The 16,707-nt window shown below is 61.6% G+C and carries 12 protein-coding genes; 8 read left to right on the top strand and 4 right to left on the bottom strand.

The annotated features are described in order from the left end of the window. The first annotated feature begins 26 nt into the window (after window positions 1–26). The 3 genes from clpB to QM649_RS08475 all read left to right on the top strand — a co-directional run bounded on the left by clpB (window position 27) and on the right by QM649_RS08475 (window position 7,597). Window positions 27–2,678: an ATP-dependent chaperone ClpB gene (gene clpB / locus QM649_RS08485; protein ID WP_415198596.1), complete on the top strand. Its 2,652-nt coding sequence runs from the start codon at window positions 27–29 to the stop codon at window positions 2,676–2,678. Window positions 2,679–2,880: 202 nt separating this feature from the next. Then, complete coding sequence (locus QM649_RS08480; protein WP_415198595.1) at window positions 2,881–3,432, top strand: glutathione peroxidase; 552 nt, start codon at window positions 2,881–2,883, stop codon at window positions 3,430–3,432. Window positions 3,433–3,841: 409 nt separating this feature from the next. Beyond that, window positions 3,842–7,597 (top strand): carboxypeptidase regulatory-like domain-containing protein, encoded by a 3,756-nt coding sequence (locus QM649_RS08475; protein ID WP_415198594.1) that lies wholly within the window; start codon window positions 3,842–3,844, stop codon window positions 7,595–7,597. A gap of 99 nt (window positions 7,598–7,696) precedes the next feature. Here the strand turns inward: QM649_RS08475 and QM649_RS08470 are convergent, their stop codons facing one another. Then, the gene (locus QM649_RS08470) at window positions 7,697–8,953 is read right to left on the bottom strand and encodes an aminopeptidase (RefSeq protein WP_415198593.1); all 1,257 of its coding nucleotides are present in this window, start codon (window positions 8,951–8,953) and stop codon (window positions 7,697–7,699) included. A 217-nt stretch (window positions 8,954–9,170) separates the two neighbouring features. Between QM649_RS08470 and QM649_RS08465 the strand changes: the two genes are divergently transcribed. Continuing rightward, window positions 9,171–10,844, top strand: coding sequence for an FAD-dependent monooxygenase (locus QM649_RS08465; protein ID WP_415198592.1), 1,674 nt, complete (start codon window positions 9,171–9,173; stop codon window positions 10,842–10,844). Between the two features lie 122 nt (window positions 10,845–10,966). Here QM649_RS08465 and QM649_RS08460 read toward each other — a convergent pair whose 3' ends face one another. After that, complete coding sequence (locus QM649_RS08460; RefSeq protein WP_415198591.1) at window positions 10,967–11,581, bottom strand: hypothetical protein; 615 nt, start codon at window positions 11,579–11,581, stop codon at window positions 10,967–10,969. Window positions 11,582–11,848: 267 nt separating this feature from the next. Continuing rightward, window positions 11,849–12,301 carry a hypothetical protein gene (locus QM649_RS08455; protein ID WP_415198590.1) on the bottom strand — a complete coding sequence of 151 codons (453 nt, stop codon included), beginning with the start codon at window positions 12,299–12,301 and terminating at the stop codon, window positions 11,849–11,851. 154 nt (window positions 12,302–12,455) lie between these two features. Here QM649_RS08455 and QM649_RS08450 point away from each other — a divergent pair, with 154 nt between their 5' ends. From QM649_RS08450 to moeB, 4 genes are all read left to right on the top strand, one after another. Then, window positions 12,456–13,400, top strand: a complete 945-nt coding sequence (locus QM649_RS08450; RefSeq protein ID WP_415198589.1) for a PLP-dependent cysteine synthase family protein — start codon at window positions 12,456–12,458, stop codon at window positions 13,398–13,400. Window positions 13,401–13,403: 3 nt separating this feature from the next. Then, a complete protein-coding gene (locus QM649_RS08445; protein ID WP_415198588.1) occupies window positions 13,404–13,898 on the top strand; it encodes a Mov34/MPN/PAD-1 family protein in 495 nt (164 codons plus the stop codon). Between the two features lie 124 nt (window positions 13,899–14,022). After that, on the top strand, window positions 14,023–14,328 hold the full coding sequence (locus QM649_RS08440; protein ID WP_415198587.1) for a ubiquitin-like small modifier protein 1: 306 nt from the start codon (window positions 14,023–14,025) through the stop codon (window positions 14,326–14,328). Between the two features lie 107 nt (window positions 14,329–14,435). After that, window positions 14,436–15,629 (top strand): molybdopterin-synthase adenylyltransferase MoeB, encoded by a 1,194-nt coding sequence (moeB, locus tag QM649_RS08435; RefSeq protein ID WP_415198586.1) that lies wholly within the window; start codon window positions 14,436–14,438, stop codon window positions 15,627–15,629. A gap of 117 nt (window positions 15,630–15,746) precedes the next feature. On the opposite strand, the gene QM649_RS08430 is transcribed toward moeB, so the two are convergent. Then, window positions 15,747–16,706 carry a TIGR01777 family oxidoreductase gene (locus QM649_RS08430; RefSeq protein WP_415198585.1) on the bottom strand — a complete coding sequence of 320 codons (960 nt, stop codon included), beginning with the start codon at window positions 16,704–16,706 and terminating at the stop codon, window positions 15,747–15,749. Window position 16,707 lies beyond the last annotated feature (1 nt).

Here is a 16,707-nt window from a genome sequence, read left to right as displayed (position 1 = left end):
TTCAGAAGGCAGGCAGGTAGAGAGATATGGCAATTCGTTGGGACAAATTTACGGTGAAGTCGCAGGAAGCAGTGCAGGCGGCGAGCCAGATGGCGACGGAGAACGGGAATCCCGAGATCCTGCCTCTGCACCTGTTGGCTTCACTCCTCGAGGACAAGGAAGGCATCATCGTGCCTCTCCTCGAGAAGGTGGGCGTACCCACCTCGCAGCTGATCGCGCGGGCGCAGGAGGCGGTGGCGCAGCTGCCGAAGGTTTCCGGCGCATCGGCGCAGCCCGGCATGTCCGGCGCGCTGAGCAAGACATTCGATCGCGCATTCAAGGAAGCGGAGCACTTCAAGGACGACTATGTATCGACCGAGCATCTGCTGCTGTCGCTGGCCGATGCCAAGAACGACGGCGCACAGCTGCTGCTGGCGAGCTTCGGGGCGACGCATGACGCGATCCTGAAGAGCCTGACCACGGTGCGCGGCACGCAGCGCGTAACCGACCAGAATCCGGAGGCGAAGTACGAGGCGCTAAAGAAGTACGCCAAAGACCTCACGGAACTGGCACGGCGCGGCAAGCTCGATCCGGTGATTGGGCGCGACGAGGAGATTCGCCGCGTAGTGCAGGTGCTTTCGCGGCGCACGAAGAACAACCCTGTACTGATCGGCGAGCCCGGCGTGGGCAAAACCGCCATCGTCGAAGGCCTCGCGCGGCGCATCGTGCAGGGTGACGTGCCGGAAATTCTGCGTGACAAGAAGGTCATCTCGCTCGACCTCGGCTCCATGCTCGCAGGCGCGAAGTATCGCGGTGAGTTCGAAGACCGCCTCAAGGCGATCCTCAAGGAGATCGAGGATTCAAACGGGCAGATCATCCTCTTCATCGATGAGCTGCATACGCTGGTGGGCGCGGGCGCGGCCGAGGGCGCGATCGATGCCTCGAACATGCTGAAGCCGGCGCTGGCGCGCGGCGAACTGCGGGCCATCGGCGCAACCACGCTGAACGAGTACCGCAAGTACATCGAAAAGGATGCGGCGCTGGAGCGTCGCTTCCAGATCGTTTTCGTCGGCGAGCCGAATGTCGAGGATACGATTGCGATTCTGCGCGGACTGAAGGAGCGCTACGAGGCGCATCATAAGGTCCGCATCAAGGATGCGGCGATCGTGGCGGCGGCGACGCTCTCGCACCGCTACATCTCCGACAGATTCCTGCCGGACAAGGCCATCGACCTTGTGGACGAGGCAGCGGCGGCGCTGGCCATCCAGATCGGCTCGGTGCCGGAGGAGATCGACCAGATCGAACGCCAGGCAACGTCGCTCGAGATCGAGCGCACGGCGCTGAAGCGCGAAGAGGACGAGAACTCGAAGAAACGCCTCAAGGAAGTCGAGAGAGAACTGGCCGAGTTACAGGAAAAGGCTACCGGTCTGCGTGCAGCGTGGCAGAAGGAGCGTGAAGCGATCACGCGGCTAAGCGACGTGAAGAAGCAGGTGGATGCACTGCGCTTCGACATGGAAGAGCAGACGCGGCGCGGCGACCTGGAGCGCGCGGCGCAGATCCAGTACGGCGAACTGCCGAAGCTGGAATCCGAGCTCAAACGCTTGACTGCGCAGCAGGAAGGCGTCACCGGTCCGCGCATGCTGAAGGAAGAAGTGGACGAGGAGGACGTGGCGAGCATCGTGAGCAAGTGGACCGGCATTCCGGTCTCGAAGATGCTCGAGGGCGAAGTGAAAAAGCTCATCGACATGGAGAATCGCCTGCGCGAGCGGGTGGTTGGCCAGGACGATGCGCTGAAGGCTGTCGCCAATGCGATCCGCCGCTCGCGTGCTGGCCTGAGCGATCCGAAGAAGCCGATTGGCTCCTTCATTTTCCTGGGCCCGACGGGCGTGGGCAAGACGGAGACGGCGCGTGCACTGGCCGAGTTCCTCTTCGACGACGAAGCTGCGATGGTGCGCATCGATATGTCCGAATACATGGAGCGGCATGCGGTGGCACGCTTGATTGGCGCGCCTCCGGGCTATGTCGGCTTCGATGAAGGCGGTCAACTGACCGAGGCCGTGCGGCGGCGTCCCTATTCCGTTGTGCTCTTCGATGAAATCGAAAAGGCGCATCCGGATGTCTTCAACGTGCTGCTGCAGGTGCTCGACGACGGCCGGCTGACGGATTCGAAGGGACGCACGGTGGACTTCAAGAACACGGTGCTCATCATGACCTCAAACCTGGGCGCGCAGGCGTTGCAGGGGGAGGCGGTGACGACCGAGGCAGCATACGAAGCGGCGCGCGAGCAGGTGATGCATGTGCTCAAGCAAAGCTTCCGGCCGGAGTTCCTGAATCGCGTGGACGATATCGTGGTCTTCCGTCCGCTGGGCGAGGAGCAACTGACGCACATCGTCGACCTGCGGCTCAAGGACCTCGAGCGTTTACTAAAGGATCGGAACATTACGATCACGCTGACGCCCGAGGCACGGCACCTGCTGTTCACCAGCGGCTACGACCGGGCCTACGGAGCACGTCCGCTCAAGCGGGCACTCCAGCGGCTGGTGCAGGACCCGCTCGCAATCAAGATCCTCGATGGCGAGATCCTGCATGGCGACCATGTGACGGTCGACGTGGACACGCAGAAGGACAAGCTGCACTTCGGCGTGACCAGCCGGGCGGGCATACCGCTGCACGGGCACGTAACGATCGGGCAGGCCTGAGGACTGGCCGTCCAGGCGATGGTGTTCCGCGCTTTGACGCGCCGATGTCGGCAACACAAACCTCGAGGGCAGGGATCCATTCCCTGCCCTTTTCTTTTTCCCCGCATGTATCGACATGGGACAGCAGCAAGGCATCGACGGCCTGCGCGCAGACGTCTATCCTGTGGGGTTGGTGAATCATCCCCGAAGGAGTTCCTGAACCATGAGCGCTACGGTATATGACATCCCGGTAAACCGGATCGACGGCGATGAGACGACGCTTGGCAGCTATAAAGGCCAGGTGGCGCTGGTCGTGAATGTGGCTTCCAAGTGCGGCCTGACGCCGCAATATGAGGGCCTCGAGAAGATCTACCGGAAGTATCGCGAACAGGGCTTCGTGGTGCTGGGCTTTCCCGCGAACGACTTTGCCGGACAGGAGCCGGGCACCAACGCGGAAATCAAGGACTTCTGCTCGCTGAACTATAACGTCGACTTTCCTCTCTTCGAAAAGATCGCGGTCACCGGTTCGGAGACGCATCCGCTCTACCGCGCCCTGATCGCAGCGGAGCCGAAGGCGCAGACACCAACCCCGGGCGAATTCCGCACCAAGCTCGAAGGCTACGGACTGAAGACCAACCCCGAACCCGGGGTCCTGTGGAACTTCGAAAAATTTCTGCTGAACCGCAAAGGCGAAGTCGTGGCGCGCTTCTCTCCCGAGGTCACCGCGGATGACGCGCTGGTGACGAGAGCGATCGAGAAAGCGCTCGCACAGTAACCAGCAAAGGCGATCTGCCTCTCCCGAGAGAACGCTCGCTTTCAAGCCAGAGCAGAGACAACGGCCGGTGACGCGGAAAATCCTCCGCAGCCGGCCGTTTTACTCTTCAGCGCTTACGCTCCCAGCGCGAGCCGAGAATGAACCCTCCACACCTCATCCAAAAGACTGAGTCGGAATGCCCGACTCACCCCGATTTCCTCATGTTGTGTCCGAAGACACTTGACATTGACTTTGCCTAAATGGTTTTATCTCGATCGGCAAAAAAATGTCCATTTTTGACGCACGAAGCTAAAACGTTTTTGCAGAATGCTCCCGCGATTTTCCCGCAGGGCAGGCATGCGAGCGTTGTACCAACGTGCGCCAGAAAAACACAACAAGCCGGATTGACCCTTTCTGGAGGCATTCCCACATGACTCAAATCGTGAACCAGCGCAAGCATCCGCAAGAATGTCTGCGCTTCTTCTCCACCATCCTTCGGCGCGGGGCCTGCTGTGCAGCACTTGCGCTGCTGCTCGCGCTTTGCACACCTTTACTCCATGGGCAGGCGGCGAACGGCAACATCAGCGGCACGGTTGCGGATGCTTCGGGTGCGGTGATTCCGCACGCCAGCGTCACACTGACCGACACGCAGAGCAAGACCCAGACGCACATTACCAGCAACGGTGCCGGCTTCTTTAACTTCGCAGATATCCCGCCGGGCACCTACACAGTAACGATCACCGCTTCGGGCTTCGAGAACTTCGAGGCGACCGACATCATCATGCACTTCGGTGAGAGCCACACCATTCCGCAGATTGCGCTGCCGGTCGCGACAGCCAAATCCGACGTTACGGTTGTCGCCTCGCAGGCCGGCGTAATTCCGCTCGATACCGGCGCAAGCACGACGACACTCAACACCGAGATGATCAACTCGATGCCGATCCAGGGCCGCGACGCGGCCGAACTGGTGAAGTTCATGCCGGGCATGGCTATGAACACCGGCCTCGGGCAGAGTGAGTTCAACAGCCAGACCACCTCGACCAACAGCGGCCCCATCGGCGCCTTTGCCGCCAGCGGCACGCAGCCTTACGGCGGCATGCAGATGACGCTCGATGGCGCGAACCTCGTCGACATCGGCAACATGGGCACGCAGCTGGCCAACGTGAACGGCGACCAGACGGCCGAGTTCACCTACATGAACGCAGCCTTCGGCGCGGATACACCGCGTGGTCCGACGATCATCCAGGTCACCAGCAAGGGCGGCGGCGCCGGCTTCCATGGCGATGTCTACAACTACCTGCGCAACTGGCAGCTGAACGCCAACGATCCGTATGTGAAGCAGGTCGATCCGGGCCAGGACCGCGTCATCTCGCACCAGACCTATCCGGGCTTCACGCTCGGCGGTCCGGTCATCATCCCCGGCACCAGCTTCAACAAGAACCACGACAAGCTCTTCTTCTTCGTGGGCTACGAATACATGCTTCAGGACCCGGCCGCAACGGTGCACCAGGGCGTGACGCCAACGACTAACATGATTAATGGCGACTTCAGCGCCGCAACCCTTCCCGGCGACCAGACCTCTTCGACCACCTGGTGGCCGACGGCCTCGGTGCCTTGCGCCGACGCTCCGAGCTGGACCGGCTTCTGCCCCTCGGGCGGCTCGAAGCAGGGACTCTTCCCCAACGGCCAGATCCCTTCCACCTACTGGGATTCGGACGGACGCGCGCTGCTGACGTACCTGAACAAGGTCAACCCGCCGAACATCGATCCTGCGACGCACGACGGCTACAACTTCGAATACCTCGATCATCCTCCGGTCAACCGTTGGGAGCTGCGCCTGCGCGGCGACTATAACCCGACGTCCAACGACAAGTTCGCATTCGTGTACACGAAGCAGAACGAAGGCGACGTCAACAACTTCGGCGTGTGGTGGGAGCCGGGCGGCACGGTGCCGATGCCCTCGAGCATCACGGCCGAGACGCTGGCGAACCTCTACACCTTCACCTACACGAAGATCCTGAGCTCGTCGATGACGAACCAGATCAACGCGGCGTACACCTACTTCACCTTCCCGCCGAAGTTCAACGACCCGACGGCGATGACCGCCTCCACCGCGGGCTACACCACCTACGCGCCCTACAACACACTGGGCACGCAGGCCTTCGACCAGCTTCCGAACATCGTCAGCTGGGGCTCGGTCATCGGCTCCTACACCGGCAGCTTCCCGATCGTCTACGCACCGCCGATGATCAAGGCTTTCGGCGATGCCTTCGGCAACAAGAAGTATGTCGAATCCATCCAGGACAACCTGACCAAGCTGCTGGGCACGCACGCTCTGAAGTTCGGCTTCTTCTGGGACGCCAACAAGCAGACGCAGACCAGCGGTTCGGGCGCATATCCGCAGGGCATCTTCGACTTCGACGACTACGGCGAGAACACCACCGGCAACCCCCTGGCCGACGTACTGATCGGCGCCTATGACGGCTTCACGCAGTATGCTTCGGCGCCGGTGCACACGATGGTCTACCACGAGTGGGCTCTCTATGCGCAGGACCAGTGGCACCTCGGCCGCAAGCTCACCCTGGACTACGGTATCCGCTTCGACCACGACGGTCAGTGGTACCCGGTGCACAGCCCCGGCCTCGCGGTCTGGGATCCGGCAACCTACGACAACACCTCCGGCGCGCCCACCTGGACGGGCATGGAGTGGCACCAGATCGACAGCAAGATCCCGCAGTCGGGCTTCGTTTCGAAGACCGTGTATCCGGATGCGCGCGCCGGCTTTGCCTACGACACGAAGGGCGATGGCAAGACGGTGGTACGCGGCGGTTTCGGTATCTATCGCTGGCAGTTCTCCGAAGGCGACATCGACGCGGCGATGAACCCCTCGCTCAATGTGCAGAGCATCAACGCGGCGCCGTCGGCCGGCCAGATTGGCTTCGCCACTCTGACCTCGTTCAGCAACACGGGCACCGGCAGCTCCTGGTGCGCGCTTGCTTCGAGCTGCTCCACGGGCGTCGACGCCATCAAGATGGGCGAAAACAAAACGCCCTACACCATGAACTGGGATGCGATGGTCGACCAGGAACTTCCGGGCCGGCTGATGTTTGAACTCCAGTACATCGGCAACCACACCGCCGATGCCCTGTTCACCGGTAACGGCTCGACGGAAAACTTCATCTCGAACATCAACCGCATCCCGGTAGGCGCGTTCTACGGCACCGATCCGCTGACCGGCGTGAACTACTGGCAGCAGAACTGCAATGCCGGAGCCTGCGCCGCACCGACTTCGAGCTACTACAACGGCTACCGCCCGTACTACAACTACGGCGTGCTGAACGAAGTGCAGCACGGCAGCTACTCCAACTACAACGGCATGGTCGCGGCTCTGCAGAAGCAGACCGGACCGGCGACGTTCATCGTGAACTACACCTTCAGCAAGGTGATGGGTATCCGCGATGGACAGTCCGACAACGGCAACGGCGACGGCACCACGGTGAACCCCTTTAACGTGCGTTCCAACTACGGACCGCTGGCCTATGACCGCACGCACCTGTTCAACGCGGCCTATGTCCTGAACCTGCCGCAGTGGCGCGGGCAGAGCCGCTGGGCGCGCACCGCGATCGGCGGCTGGCAGCTCTCCGGCGACACGCAGTTCCAGAGCGGCACGCCGATTCAGCCGAACACCGGCGGCAACATCAACTCCACCTATGAAACGAACGCCGGCGGCGCGGCAGCCAGCAACGCCTTCCTGCTGGGCACCACGGCCGAGGTGCTCACCCCGTACCTCAGCTGCGATCCCCGCGCAGGCGGCGGCCGCTACTTCAACGTGAACTGCTTCCAGACCCCGAGCACGATGGGCGTGAACGGCCCCTCGGTCATTCCGTATATCAAGGGCCCCTCATTCTTCGTCTCCGATCTCGGACTGTACAAGAGCTTCACCGTTCACGAAGGCCAGCAGATTCAGTTCCGCGTGCAGGCCTTCAACTTCCTCAACCATCCCCTGCCGGAACTTGGCGAGGGCAGCGATGTGGACCTGCACATGACCTGCAACCAGAGCTCTACCAGCGCCGGCGGCTGCGACCTGGGCGGCGCAAACGAAAACACCACCACCAACGGCAACGCAGAATACAAGGCTTCCGGCCAGAACCGCGTGATGGAACTGGCTCTGAAGTACACTTTCTAACTCTGCAGCACCACAAAGGCGAAAGGCGGAGAAGAGATCTTCTCCGCCTTTCGCCTTTTCCATTCCTTTATTCGTCACCGTAACGGTGACGTTTTTGCGTTATACCCACTCGCCGTCGCGGATCAGCGGCTCGGACTTGCCTTCCGCGGTAATGCCATCGACCGCGATCTCTGCCGAGCCGATCATCCAGTCGACGTGGATCAGGCTGTCATTCGCGCCGAGGGCTGCAAGCTCTTCCTTTGAAAGCTTCTCGCCATTCTTCACGCAGGTGGAGTAGGCCTGGCCGAGAGCGATGTGGCAGGCGGCGTTCTCATCGAAGAGCGTGTTGTTGAAGAGCAGGCCGCTCTGCGCGATGGGAGACTTGTGCGGCACCAGCGCCACTTCGCCGAGGCGGCGTGCGCCTTCGTCGGTATCGATGAGCTTGTGCAGCACTTCCTCGCCCTTCGAAGCCTTCGCCTCGACAATGCGTCCGCCCTCGAAGCGCACCTGGATGTTCTCAATCATCGTGCCCTGGTGCGAAAGCGGCTTCGTGCTGGTCACCGTGCCTTCCACGCGATCCTTGTGCGGCGTGGTGAAGACCTCTTCCGTCGGCATGTTGGCGACGGCGTAGACGCCGTTGCCCGCGGTCGTACCTCCGCCATGCCAGATGTGATCATCGGCGAGGCCGACGCGAAGATCGGTGCCCGGGCCTTGGAAGTGCAGCGCCGCATAGCGCTTGTTGTTCAGGAAGTCGGAACGCTCATGCAGGCGCGCATCGTGGGCCTTCCATGCAGCCACGGGATCAGCCTGATCGCAGCGCGAAGCGGCGAAGATCGCATCCCACAGGCGGAAGAGCCCTTCCTGCACCGGCAGGTCAGGGAAGACACTCGTGGCCCATGCCGGAGTAGCCGCGGCAACGATGGTCCAGTTGATGTCGTGGCGGGTGATGAACTCAAGAGCGGGACGATACGCTTTCGAAACAGCGCGATTGGCGCGGCTCACCTTTTCCGGGTCCTGCCCGGCGAGGAGTGCGGGATTGCCGCCGGCAACGGCGAGACGCGCGGCACCACTCTTGAACGCCGCAGCCATGCCGTCGTAGAGCCACGAGGGCGCGTAGTCGAAGCTCTCCTCGGAACCGTACTGATAGCGCAACAGCGTGGACTCTTCGTCGGTGAGCAGCGTGCTGACGAACTTGGCGCCGGCCTTGTAGGCGTGTTCCTGGATGCGGCGCACCAGCGGCAGGGTATCGAGCGTGGCGGTCATCACCAGTTCCTGGCCGGGCTGTAGGCCAAGGCCGACCTTTACGGCCACTTCGGCCAGGCGGTCCAGCTTCTGTTCGTGGGTAAGGGCGACGGTTTCGAGAGTGGCTGTGCTCATGGAGACAAGTGTAGTCCTGCAGGCGCAATCGGTGCAGCGGGCTCGATCGCACAGCTCATGCCGGGGCGAAGAGGAGGAGGAGAATCGATGAATTTCGCCGGGAGAATTGGGTGGCCGGGCCTCCGCGCAAGCGCCGGTGGCATCCGTCTTCTTATGGACGAACGCAGCAGGGGCTGAACGGTTCGCGAGCCTGATCTTCATCTCGAGAGGTACATGCATGAGCGTAGAGACAGTGAACGCAATGGCCGGAAATCGAAATCCCGCAAATCCAGCTACAGTCCTCATTGTGGGCGCGGGGCCTACAGGCATGATGGCCGCACTCGAGCTGACACGCTTCGGCATCCCGGTGCGGCTCATCGAACGGTCGGCAGAGCCCGCGACCACCTCGCGGGCGATAGGCGTACAGGCGCGGACGCTCGAACTCTTTGCGCAACGTGGATTGGTCGCTCCGATGCTGGAAAAAGGCAATCGCGGCATCGCCGGCAGCATTTACGGCGCAGGAGAGCGCATCTTCCGCCTCGAATTCGCGAATAACGGCAGCGACTATGGCTACCTGCTCTTCATCTCGCAGGCCGAGACGGAGGCGATTTTGCGCGGAGCGCTGGAAGCACGCGGCGTGCAGATCGAGCGGGAGGTAGAGCTGGCGGGCATCGCGCAGCTTGCCCGCGACGAGGGTGTGCGGGCGTTTCTGCGGAAGGCCCAGGATGAGATCGAAGAGTTCGACTGCGCCTATCTCATCGACAGCGAAGGCGCGCACAGCGTGTGCCGCGAGACGCTGGGTCTCACCTTCGCAGGAAAAACCCGCGATGAGGATTATGCGCTCGGCGACTTCTACCTCGATGGCGAGCTGCCTTCCACCGACTTCCACATCTTCTCCTCGCAGCATGGCTTCCTCGGGCTGTTCCCGATGGGCAACGCGCGCTTCCGCATGATTGCCAGCCATCCGCTGAGCGAGCCCAATGCGCAGCGGCCACCTTCACTCGATGAACTGCAGCGTATCTACGATCAGCGATCGCATATCCCGGCGCGCCTCCGCGACATGAGTTGGAGCAGCTGGTTCCGCATCAACAGCCGCATGGTGAACCGGCTTCGCGTAGGCAGGATCTTCCTCGGCGGCGATGCGGCGCACATCCACAGCCCAGCCGGCGCGCAGGGCATGAACACCGGCCTGCAGGACATGGTGAATCTTGGCTGGAAGCTGGCTATGGTGATGCGTGGCGAGGCCGACGCCAGGCTGCTCGATACCTACGAAGAAGACCGCCTGCCAGTAATTCGCGATGTGCTCTCAAGAACCGAAGGGCTCACGGACGCAATCGGCAGCGAGAATGCCGCGGTGCGTTCGGTCTTCCGTCATGTTGCTCCGTGGATTGTAGGTACGGCCTTTGCACAGGAAACCAGCACACAGCGCATGAGCCAGCTCTCACTCGGCTACCGCGAAAGCTCGCTCTCGAAGACCGACTCCGCAGCGGGACATCTCAAGGCCGGCGATCGCGTGCCGAATCTCCCTGTAAAGCTCTCCGACGGCACAAGCCCGGCGCGTGCGGCCAGGCTCTTTGAAGCGCTCAGTACGGACGACAATCCGGATCGCTTCACACTGCTCTTCCTTCAGCCGAAGGACGCCGCAGCGGCCCATCGCAATGTGCGGGAGCGGCTGGCTGCATGGAGACCGAGGCTGGCGGCTTTCGACGTCGTTCCGGAGCCGGGAGCGGCAGAAGCCTTTGCCGATGTCTTCGGCAAACATGCCGCAATGGTGCTGGTGCGTCCGGACGGTTACGCCGCATTCACTGCGGGAGAAGACTCGTTCCCGGCATTGGTGAAGTATCTCGAAACCTGGCTGCCGGGGATGCAGCGTAACAGCGCCGCATCCCCAGCGGAACGGCATGTGGCCTGAGAAGGGTAAAAAACGAACCGCAGGTCTCTCCGCCGCGCGAGACGGTAAAACCCGTCTCGCCACGGTCGAGAGGACAGGTTCTTTTCAGGAATATATGAAGAGATACCTTTCACCGGTGCGGCTTACGACATCCTCGCAGTGATTCCGGAGCGCCGCACCCAGTTGCCGTTCTGCTTTTCGACATAGACCCACTGACCTGCGGCGCACAGGTTTGTGCACCAGTTGCTGATGTACACCAGCCCCGCGGTCTGGTTCGAGTCGAAAAAGACCTGGCTGACGAAGGTGATGCCCGGGACGCCGTCGTACTTGTCCTGAAAATCGGAGCCTGTGGCCGGATGCGTGCGCAGCGTGCGGTAATCGGAAACCTGGGTGGGATTGAAGAGCACGTAGTCATGGCCGAACTGGAACTGGCGGGCGAGCTGGAAGCGCTGATGGCGACGCGTCCGGAAGTCGAGCAAAGCCTCGTTGAAGCCGGTGGGATTGTCCGGCGGAGCCTTGAGCTCGCCATCGGGCGGGATGGCCGGGTTCATATCGTCGATCGCGACCGTCGTATCGGCAATGGCCCACTGCTTCACCTGATCCGGAGGCAGGCTGCGGAATGGCTCGCCCGGCAGCAGCAGCGAGTAGATCGCATAGGTGTCTACGGCGCGCTCGAGGGGGATCGGGTCAAGGGTCACTCCGGCGGCGAGCGTAAGCGGAAAAATCAGGGCGAGACAGACGGCAGCGAGGCGGGTCATGCAGGTGTACCTCTCGGATCACCCTATTAGACGCCGTTGTGCCGTTCCGGGACGAAGAAAGGTTAAATCCGGAAAGCCTGCGAGATCCTTGCCTTCAGGACAGGAGCGCAGGCCCCGGCGCGAATCTTCCCGTGTTCTCTGTGGTGAAAAGGGGATGCCGAGGCTGTCGCAAGATTTCGCAAGCTGGGAGAAACCGAAGCCGCAGGTTCCTCCACTTCGCTACGCTTCGGTCGGCATGACAACGTACTTTGACAGCCTGCCTTTGGCTCAGTGCGCGGCGGAATCCCACGGCGCACCGACCTTCTTCGGGCCGTCGAGGTCGCGGCCTTTCACGCGATCGTACATATACTCGTCGCTGACCGAGCCGAGGGATTCGTTATACAGGCTGGTTTCGCCGGCGATCTCGCTGAATTCTTCGGAGAATTTGTGCTCGGTGCGCAGCCGCTCCGCCGTAGCGGGTAGCTCGAAGTGGCTGGTACGAAAGAACTTCTGGAAACCGCGGTCGAGCACGTGGGCGATCTCACCATTGAAAACGAGTCCAGGCTTGGTGACCAGTGCAGCGCCCTTGCCGCTGGGGCCGGGGGCGATGACGGCGGCCGCGTCGTACTTTGAAATCCGGAATTGGTTTGCGACGCCGGCAACGGGTTGCACATCAAATTGTGAACTACGGAACTGGTTCAGGATCTCGTCGTAAGAGCGGGGAGCAACTTTCTTCGGCATATCGTCTCGGTCTCGCAGGGGTACCAGTTTTGTGATGCCGGGGCGCCGACGATACACTGATTACCGGCGTCCGAGTTCACCAACACTCTCGCACAGCGGCGGTACTGGCTGCAATGAGATCGGTCACACGACCAGGGACGGACTTAGGAAAAACATGAGTGTGGCAGGCAACACAATCGCGCCCCATCTGGGGACCCCGCTGCTGGAGAGGATCGGCAACACGCCGCTGATCCGGCTTGAGCGGCTTACCGCTCACCTGCCCGGCATTCAGATTCTGGGCAAAGCGGAGTGGGCGAATCCCGGCGGATCGGTGAAGGATCGTCCGGCCGCGTCGATTGTGGCCGATGCGCAGGCGCGCGGACTGCTGACGCCCGGCAAACGGCTTCTGGACGCCACCAGCGGCAATACCGGCATCGCCTATGCCATGCTTGGCTCGGCGATGGGCTTCGGCGTTACCCTCTGCATGCCCTCGAATGTCTCCCCGGAGCGCAAGCGCATCCTGCAGGCCTATGGCGCGGAGATTGTCTGGACGGAACCGGGCGACGGCTCGGACGGAGCGATCCGCAAGGCGCGCGAGCTGGCCGCGAACGAGGGCGAAAAATACTTCTATGCCGACCAGTACGGCAACAACGCCAACTGGCAGGCGCACTACCGGACGACCGGGAACGAAATCTGGAAGCAGACCGAAGGGCAGGTCACGCACTTCATCGCCGGGCTGGGCACCAGCGGCACCTTCGTCGGCACCACGCGCCGCCTCAAGGAGCTGAACCCGGCCATCCAGTGCATCTCCATGCAGCCGGATTCGCCCTTCAACGGCCTCGAAGGCCTGAAGCACATGGCTACGGCGATCGTGCCACCGATCTACGACACCACCCTGGCCGACCGCAACATTGAGATGGAGACCGAGGCTGCCTACGTGATGGCCAAGAAGCTGGGCCGGACCGAAGGCCTGCTGGTCGGCGTCTCTGCGGCAGCCGCGGTAGCGACAAGCCTGCGCATTGCCGAGGAAGAAGCCGCGAAGGGCAACAGCGCCGTGATCGTCACCATCCTGTGCGACTCGGCGGACAAATATCTGAGTGAAAGGTTCTGGAGCGAGTAAATCATGCTGAAGCTGAACGAGCAGGTCTATGACGCAATTCGACATCATGGCGAGGAGACCTATCCCCATGAGTGTTGCGGCGTGCTGCTCGGCCGCTCCAAGGACGACGTCAACGACGTGGCAGACGCGATCCGCGCAGGCAACACCCGCACGGATTCGGCGCACAACCGCTACCACATTGCTCCGCAGGAACTGGTGAAGATCCAGCGCCAGGCACGCGAGCGTGGGCTGGACATCGTGGGCTTCTATCACTCGCATCCGGATCACCCGGCACAGTGGTCGAAGACGGATTTTGAAGAGGCACACTGGCTCGGCTGCTCGTATGTGATTACAGCCGTGGCGCAGGGCGCGGCGCAGCAGACGAATTCATTTCTGCTGACCGGATCGAGCGAAGAGGACAAGGCATTTGTGTGCGAGGCGGTCGTCGTATCGAACGATGGGGCTTCCAACCACGCAGCCGAGACGGCGGCGAAGGAGCCGGCTACGGAACGATGTTGATCGTGCGCCGCAGGCATGAAGCCTGACGCACCTCGACATCAGGCTTGTTGCCTGCCAAAGCTTTTCTCCGCCTTCCCGCTCTCGTGAGGGCGGACCTGACCGACTCGATAAGGACGATCTATCCATGAAGATTCATATCCCCACCCCGCTGCGTGTGTATTCCGATAAGCAGGACACGGTGACCGTAACCGCGACGACCGTGGGCGAGGCCCTCGACGCGCTCACCTCCCAGCATCCTGACCTGAAGAAGCACCTCTACTCCGATGAAGGCAAGCTGCGGTCGTTCGTGAATGTCTACCTGAACGACGAAGATATCCGCTACCTGCCGGAGAAGGAAGCGACGAAGGTGACCGAGCAGGACTCGCTCTCGATCATCCCGTCCATTGCGGGAGGGACTGGCCGTCCAGGCGTCCGCGCTTTGCGCTTCTAGGCTTTACTAAGTTTTTTTGCCGCCTTCCGTTGGTCGGCTTTTAGATCGAGAAAGACATTTGTGACAGCGACCGGCACAAATTCCAGTCGCTGGAAAGGATCGAAGACATGGCAACGGCATTCGAAACACCCGCGGCGCTGCCCACGCTGGACAACAGCGAGATTGCGCGCTATTCGCGGCACCTGATCCTGCCCGAAGTGGGCATGGAAGGCCAGCAGAAGCTCAAGGCGGCGAAGGTGCTGTGCGTGGGCACAGGCGGCCTGGGCGCTCCGCTCACCTACTATCTCGCAGCGGCGGGCGTGGGCACCATCGGCCTCGTCGACTTCGACGTGGTGGATGAGAGCAACCTGCAGCGGCAGATCATCCACTCGACCAAGGACGTAGGCCGTCCCAAGATCGAGTCGGCGGCGGAGAAGCTCACCGCGCTGAATCCGAATGTGAAGATCGTGAAGCACGAGACGATGCTCACCAGCGCGAATGCGCTCGACATCATCAAGGACTACGACATCGTCGCCGACGGCACGGACAACTTCCCCACGCGCTACCTGGTGAACGATGCCTGCGTACTCACGGGCAAGCCGAACGCCTACGGCTCGATCTTCCGCTTCGAGGGCCAGGCCAGCGTCTTCGCGACGGAAGAAGGCCCGTGCTATCGCTGCCTGTATCCTGAGCCGCCTCCGCCGGGGCTGGTGCCTTCGTGCGCCGAGGGCGGCGTGCTCGGCATCCTTCCGGGACTGGTCGGCGTGATTCAGGCGACCGAGGTCATCAAGCTGATCCTCGGCAAGGGCGATCCGCTGATCGGCCGCCTGCTGCTGGTAGACTCGCTTTCGATGAACTTCCGTACGCTTAAACTGCGGAAGAATCCGGACTGCCCGGTCTGCGGCAAGAACCCAACTGTAACCGAGCTGATCGACTATCAGCAGTTCTGCGGCATTGTGCCCGAAGCAAAGGTGGAAATAGTGAACGAACGTCCGACACAGAATGGCATCCCCCAGATTTCAGCAACGGAACTGAAGCAGAAGCTCGACGCGAAGGAAGAGGTCTTTGTGCTCGACGTGCGCGAGCCGTTCGAGTACCAGATCGCGAACTTCGGCGGACACCTGATCCCGCTCGGCGAGCTGGGCGCGCGCATGGATGAGCTGACCCGGGAAGCTGAGATCGTGGTGCACTGCAAGATGGGCGGCCGCAGCCAGAAGGCCTGCGAGCTGCTCTCCGCCAACGGCTTCAAGCACATCACCAACCTGAGCGGCGGCATCACCGCCTGGTCGAACGACGTCGATCCGAGCGTGCCGAAGTACTAAGGCTCATTGCGAAGCAAACAAAGACGGCGCCCTCATGGGCGCCGTCTTTGCATGCCTACGATTGACTCAGTATCGCTTCTCTTCGAAGGCAGCATACAGCAACCTTACCAGCGGTCTTCAGTGTGAGGTTCTCCACCGCTTCACCAATTCCCGCACCGCCGCGGGCCATTCCGGAAATTCGAACTGGAAGCCTGCATCCAATAACCGCCCAGGCACGACGCGGCGACTCTTGAGTACAAGCTCCGATTCCGTACGCATCAGAAAGCAGCCGACCTCGATCATCCAGCCAGCTGCGGGCAGGCCGACACGTGCTCCCCATGAATCTCGAAAAGCGCGCATGAACGCGCGATTGGGCACAGGATTCGGTGCCGTCAGATTCACCGGTCCCTCAACATCTTCATGATCGATCAGCCATTCGACGGCACGAATGAAGTCGGCCTCATGAACCCATGAAACATACTGATTCCCTGAGCCTATCGCACCACCGAGTCCACAGCGCACAAGCTTGAGCAATACCTCGAAAACACTTCCGCGGTCAGGGCTAAGCGTGATTGCGCTTCGCATGGCGACTTTCCTCGTCTGCGGCGTAATGGTGGCGAAGAATACGGTCTCCCAATCCTTAGCGACCTTGATGGAAAAGTTCCAATTGTCCGGCGCGCCCGATTCTCCGCCTCCCAGTTCGCCTGTTATTTCGTTCATATCACGGTCGAGTGCATGCCGATAGATCGTCGCGGTGCTCGCGTTGAGCCAGACTTTCGGCGGGTTCACGAGATGTGAAACGACTTCATTCAAAAGCCGGGTAGTGTTGATTCTTGAATCGTAGATTGCGCGCCGATTTTCTTCCGTGTACCGGCAATTCACACTGCGCCCTGCAAGATTGATCAGGACGTCGCAGCCTTCCAGTTCCCTGACCCACGCACTGTTCGGCGATTCATCCCACAGGACGACGCGCCATAGGGTAGATGCCGGGCGGCGGCTCAAGACCGTTACCTTGTGGCCCTGCGCGTGGAAATATCGCGCAAGCATCTGGCCCACCTGACCACTTCCGCCTGCGATCACGATGCGCAACGGCGTCATC

The organism is Silvibacterium sp., assembly GCF_047605705.1.
Lineage (GTDB): Bacteria > Acidobacteriota > Terriglobia > Terriglobales > Acidobacteriaceae > Silvibacterium.
This window is presented reverse-complemented; position numbering and strand designations above follow the sequence as displayed.

What these genes read in the sequence shown, in the direction of transcription:
- clpB (WP_415198596.1), top strand. Translation starts at nt 27, where the DNA reads ATGGCAATTCGTTGGGACAAATTTACGGTGAAGTCGCAGGAAGCAGTG.
- QM649_RS08480 (WP_415198595.1), top strand. Translation starts at nt 2,881, where the DNA reads ATGAGCGCTACGGTATATGACATCCCGGTAAACCGGATCGACGGCGAT.
- QM649_RS08475 (WP_415198594.1), top strand. Translation starts at nt 3,842, where the DNA reads ATGACTCAAATCGTGAACCAGCGCAAGCATCCGCAAGAATGTCTGCGC.
- QM649_RS08470 (WP_415198593.1), bottom strand. Translation starts at nt 8,953, where the DNA reads ATGAGCACAGCCACTCTCGAAACCGTCGCCCTTACCCACGAACAGAAG.
- QM649_RS08465 (WP_415198592.1), top strand. Translation starts at nt 9,171, where the DNA reads ATGAGCGTAGAGACAGTGAACGCAATGGCCGGAAATCGAAATCCCGCA.
- QM649_RS08460 (WP_415198591.1), bottom strand. Translation starts at nt 11,581, where the DNA reads ATGACCCGCCTCGCTGCCGTCTGTCTCGCCCTGATTTTTCCGCTTACG.
- QM649_RS08455 (WP_415198590.1), bottom strand. Translation starts at nt 12,301, where the DNA reads ATGCCGAAGAAAGTTGCTCCCCGCTCTTACGACGAGATCCTGAACCAG.
- QM649_RS08450 (WP_415198589.1), top strand. Translation starts at nt 12,456, where the DNA reads ATGAGTGTGGCAGGCAACACAATCGCGCCCCATCTGGGGACCCCGCTG.
- QM649_RS08445 (WP_415198588.1), top strand. Translation starts at nt 13,404, where the DNA reads ATGCTGAAGCTGAACGAGCAGGTCTATGACGCAATTCGACATCATGGC.
- QM649_RS08440 (WP_415198587.1), top strand. Translation starts at nt 14,023, where the DNA reads ATGAAGATTCATATCCCCACCCCGCTGCGTGTGTATTCCGATAAGCAG.
- moeB (WP_415198586.1), top strand. Translation starts at nt 14,436, where the DNA reads ATGGCAACGGCATTCGAAACACCCGCGGCGCTGCCCACGCTGGACAAC.
- QM649_RS08430 (WP_415198585.1), bottom strand. Translation starts at nt 16,706, where the DNA reads ATGACGCCGTTGCGCATCGTGATCGCAGGCGGAAGTGGTCAGGTGGGC.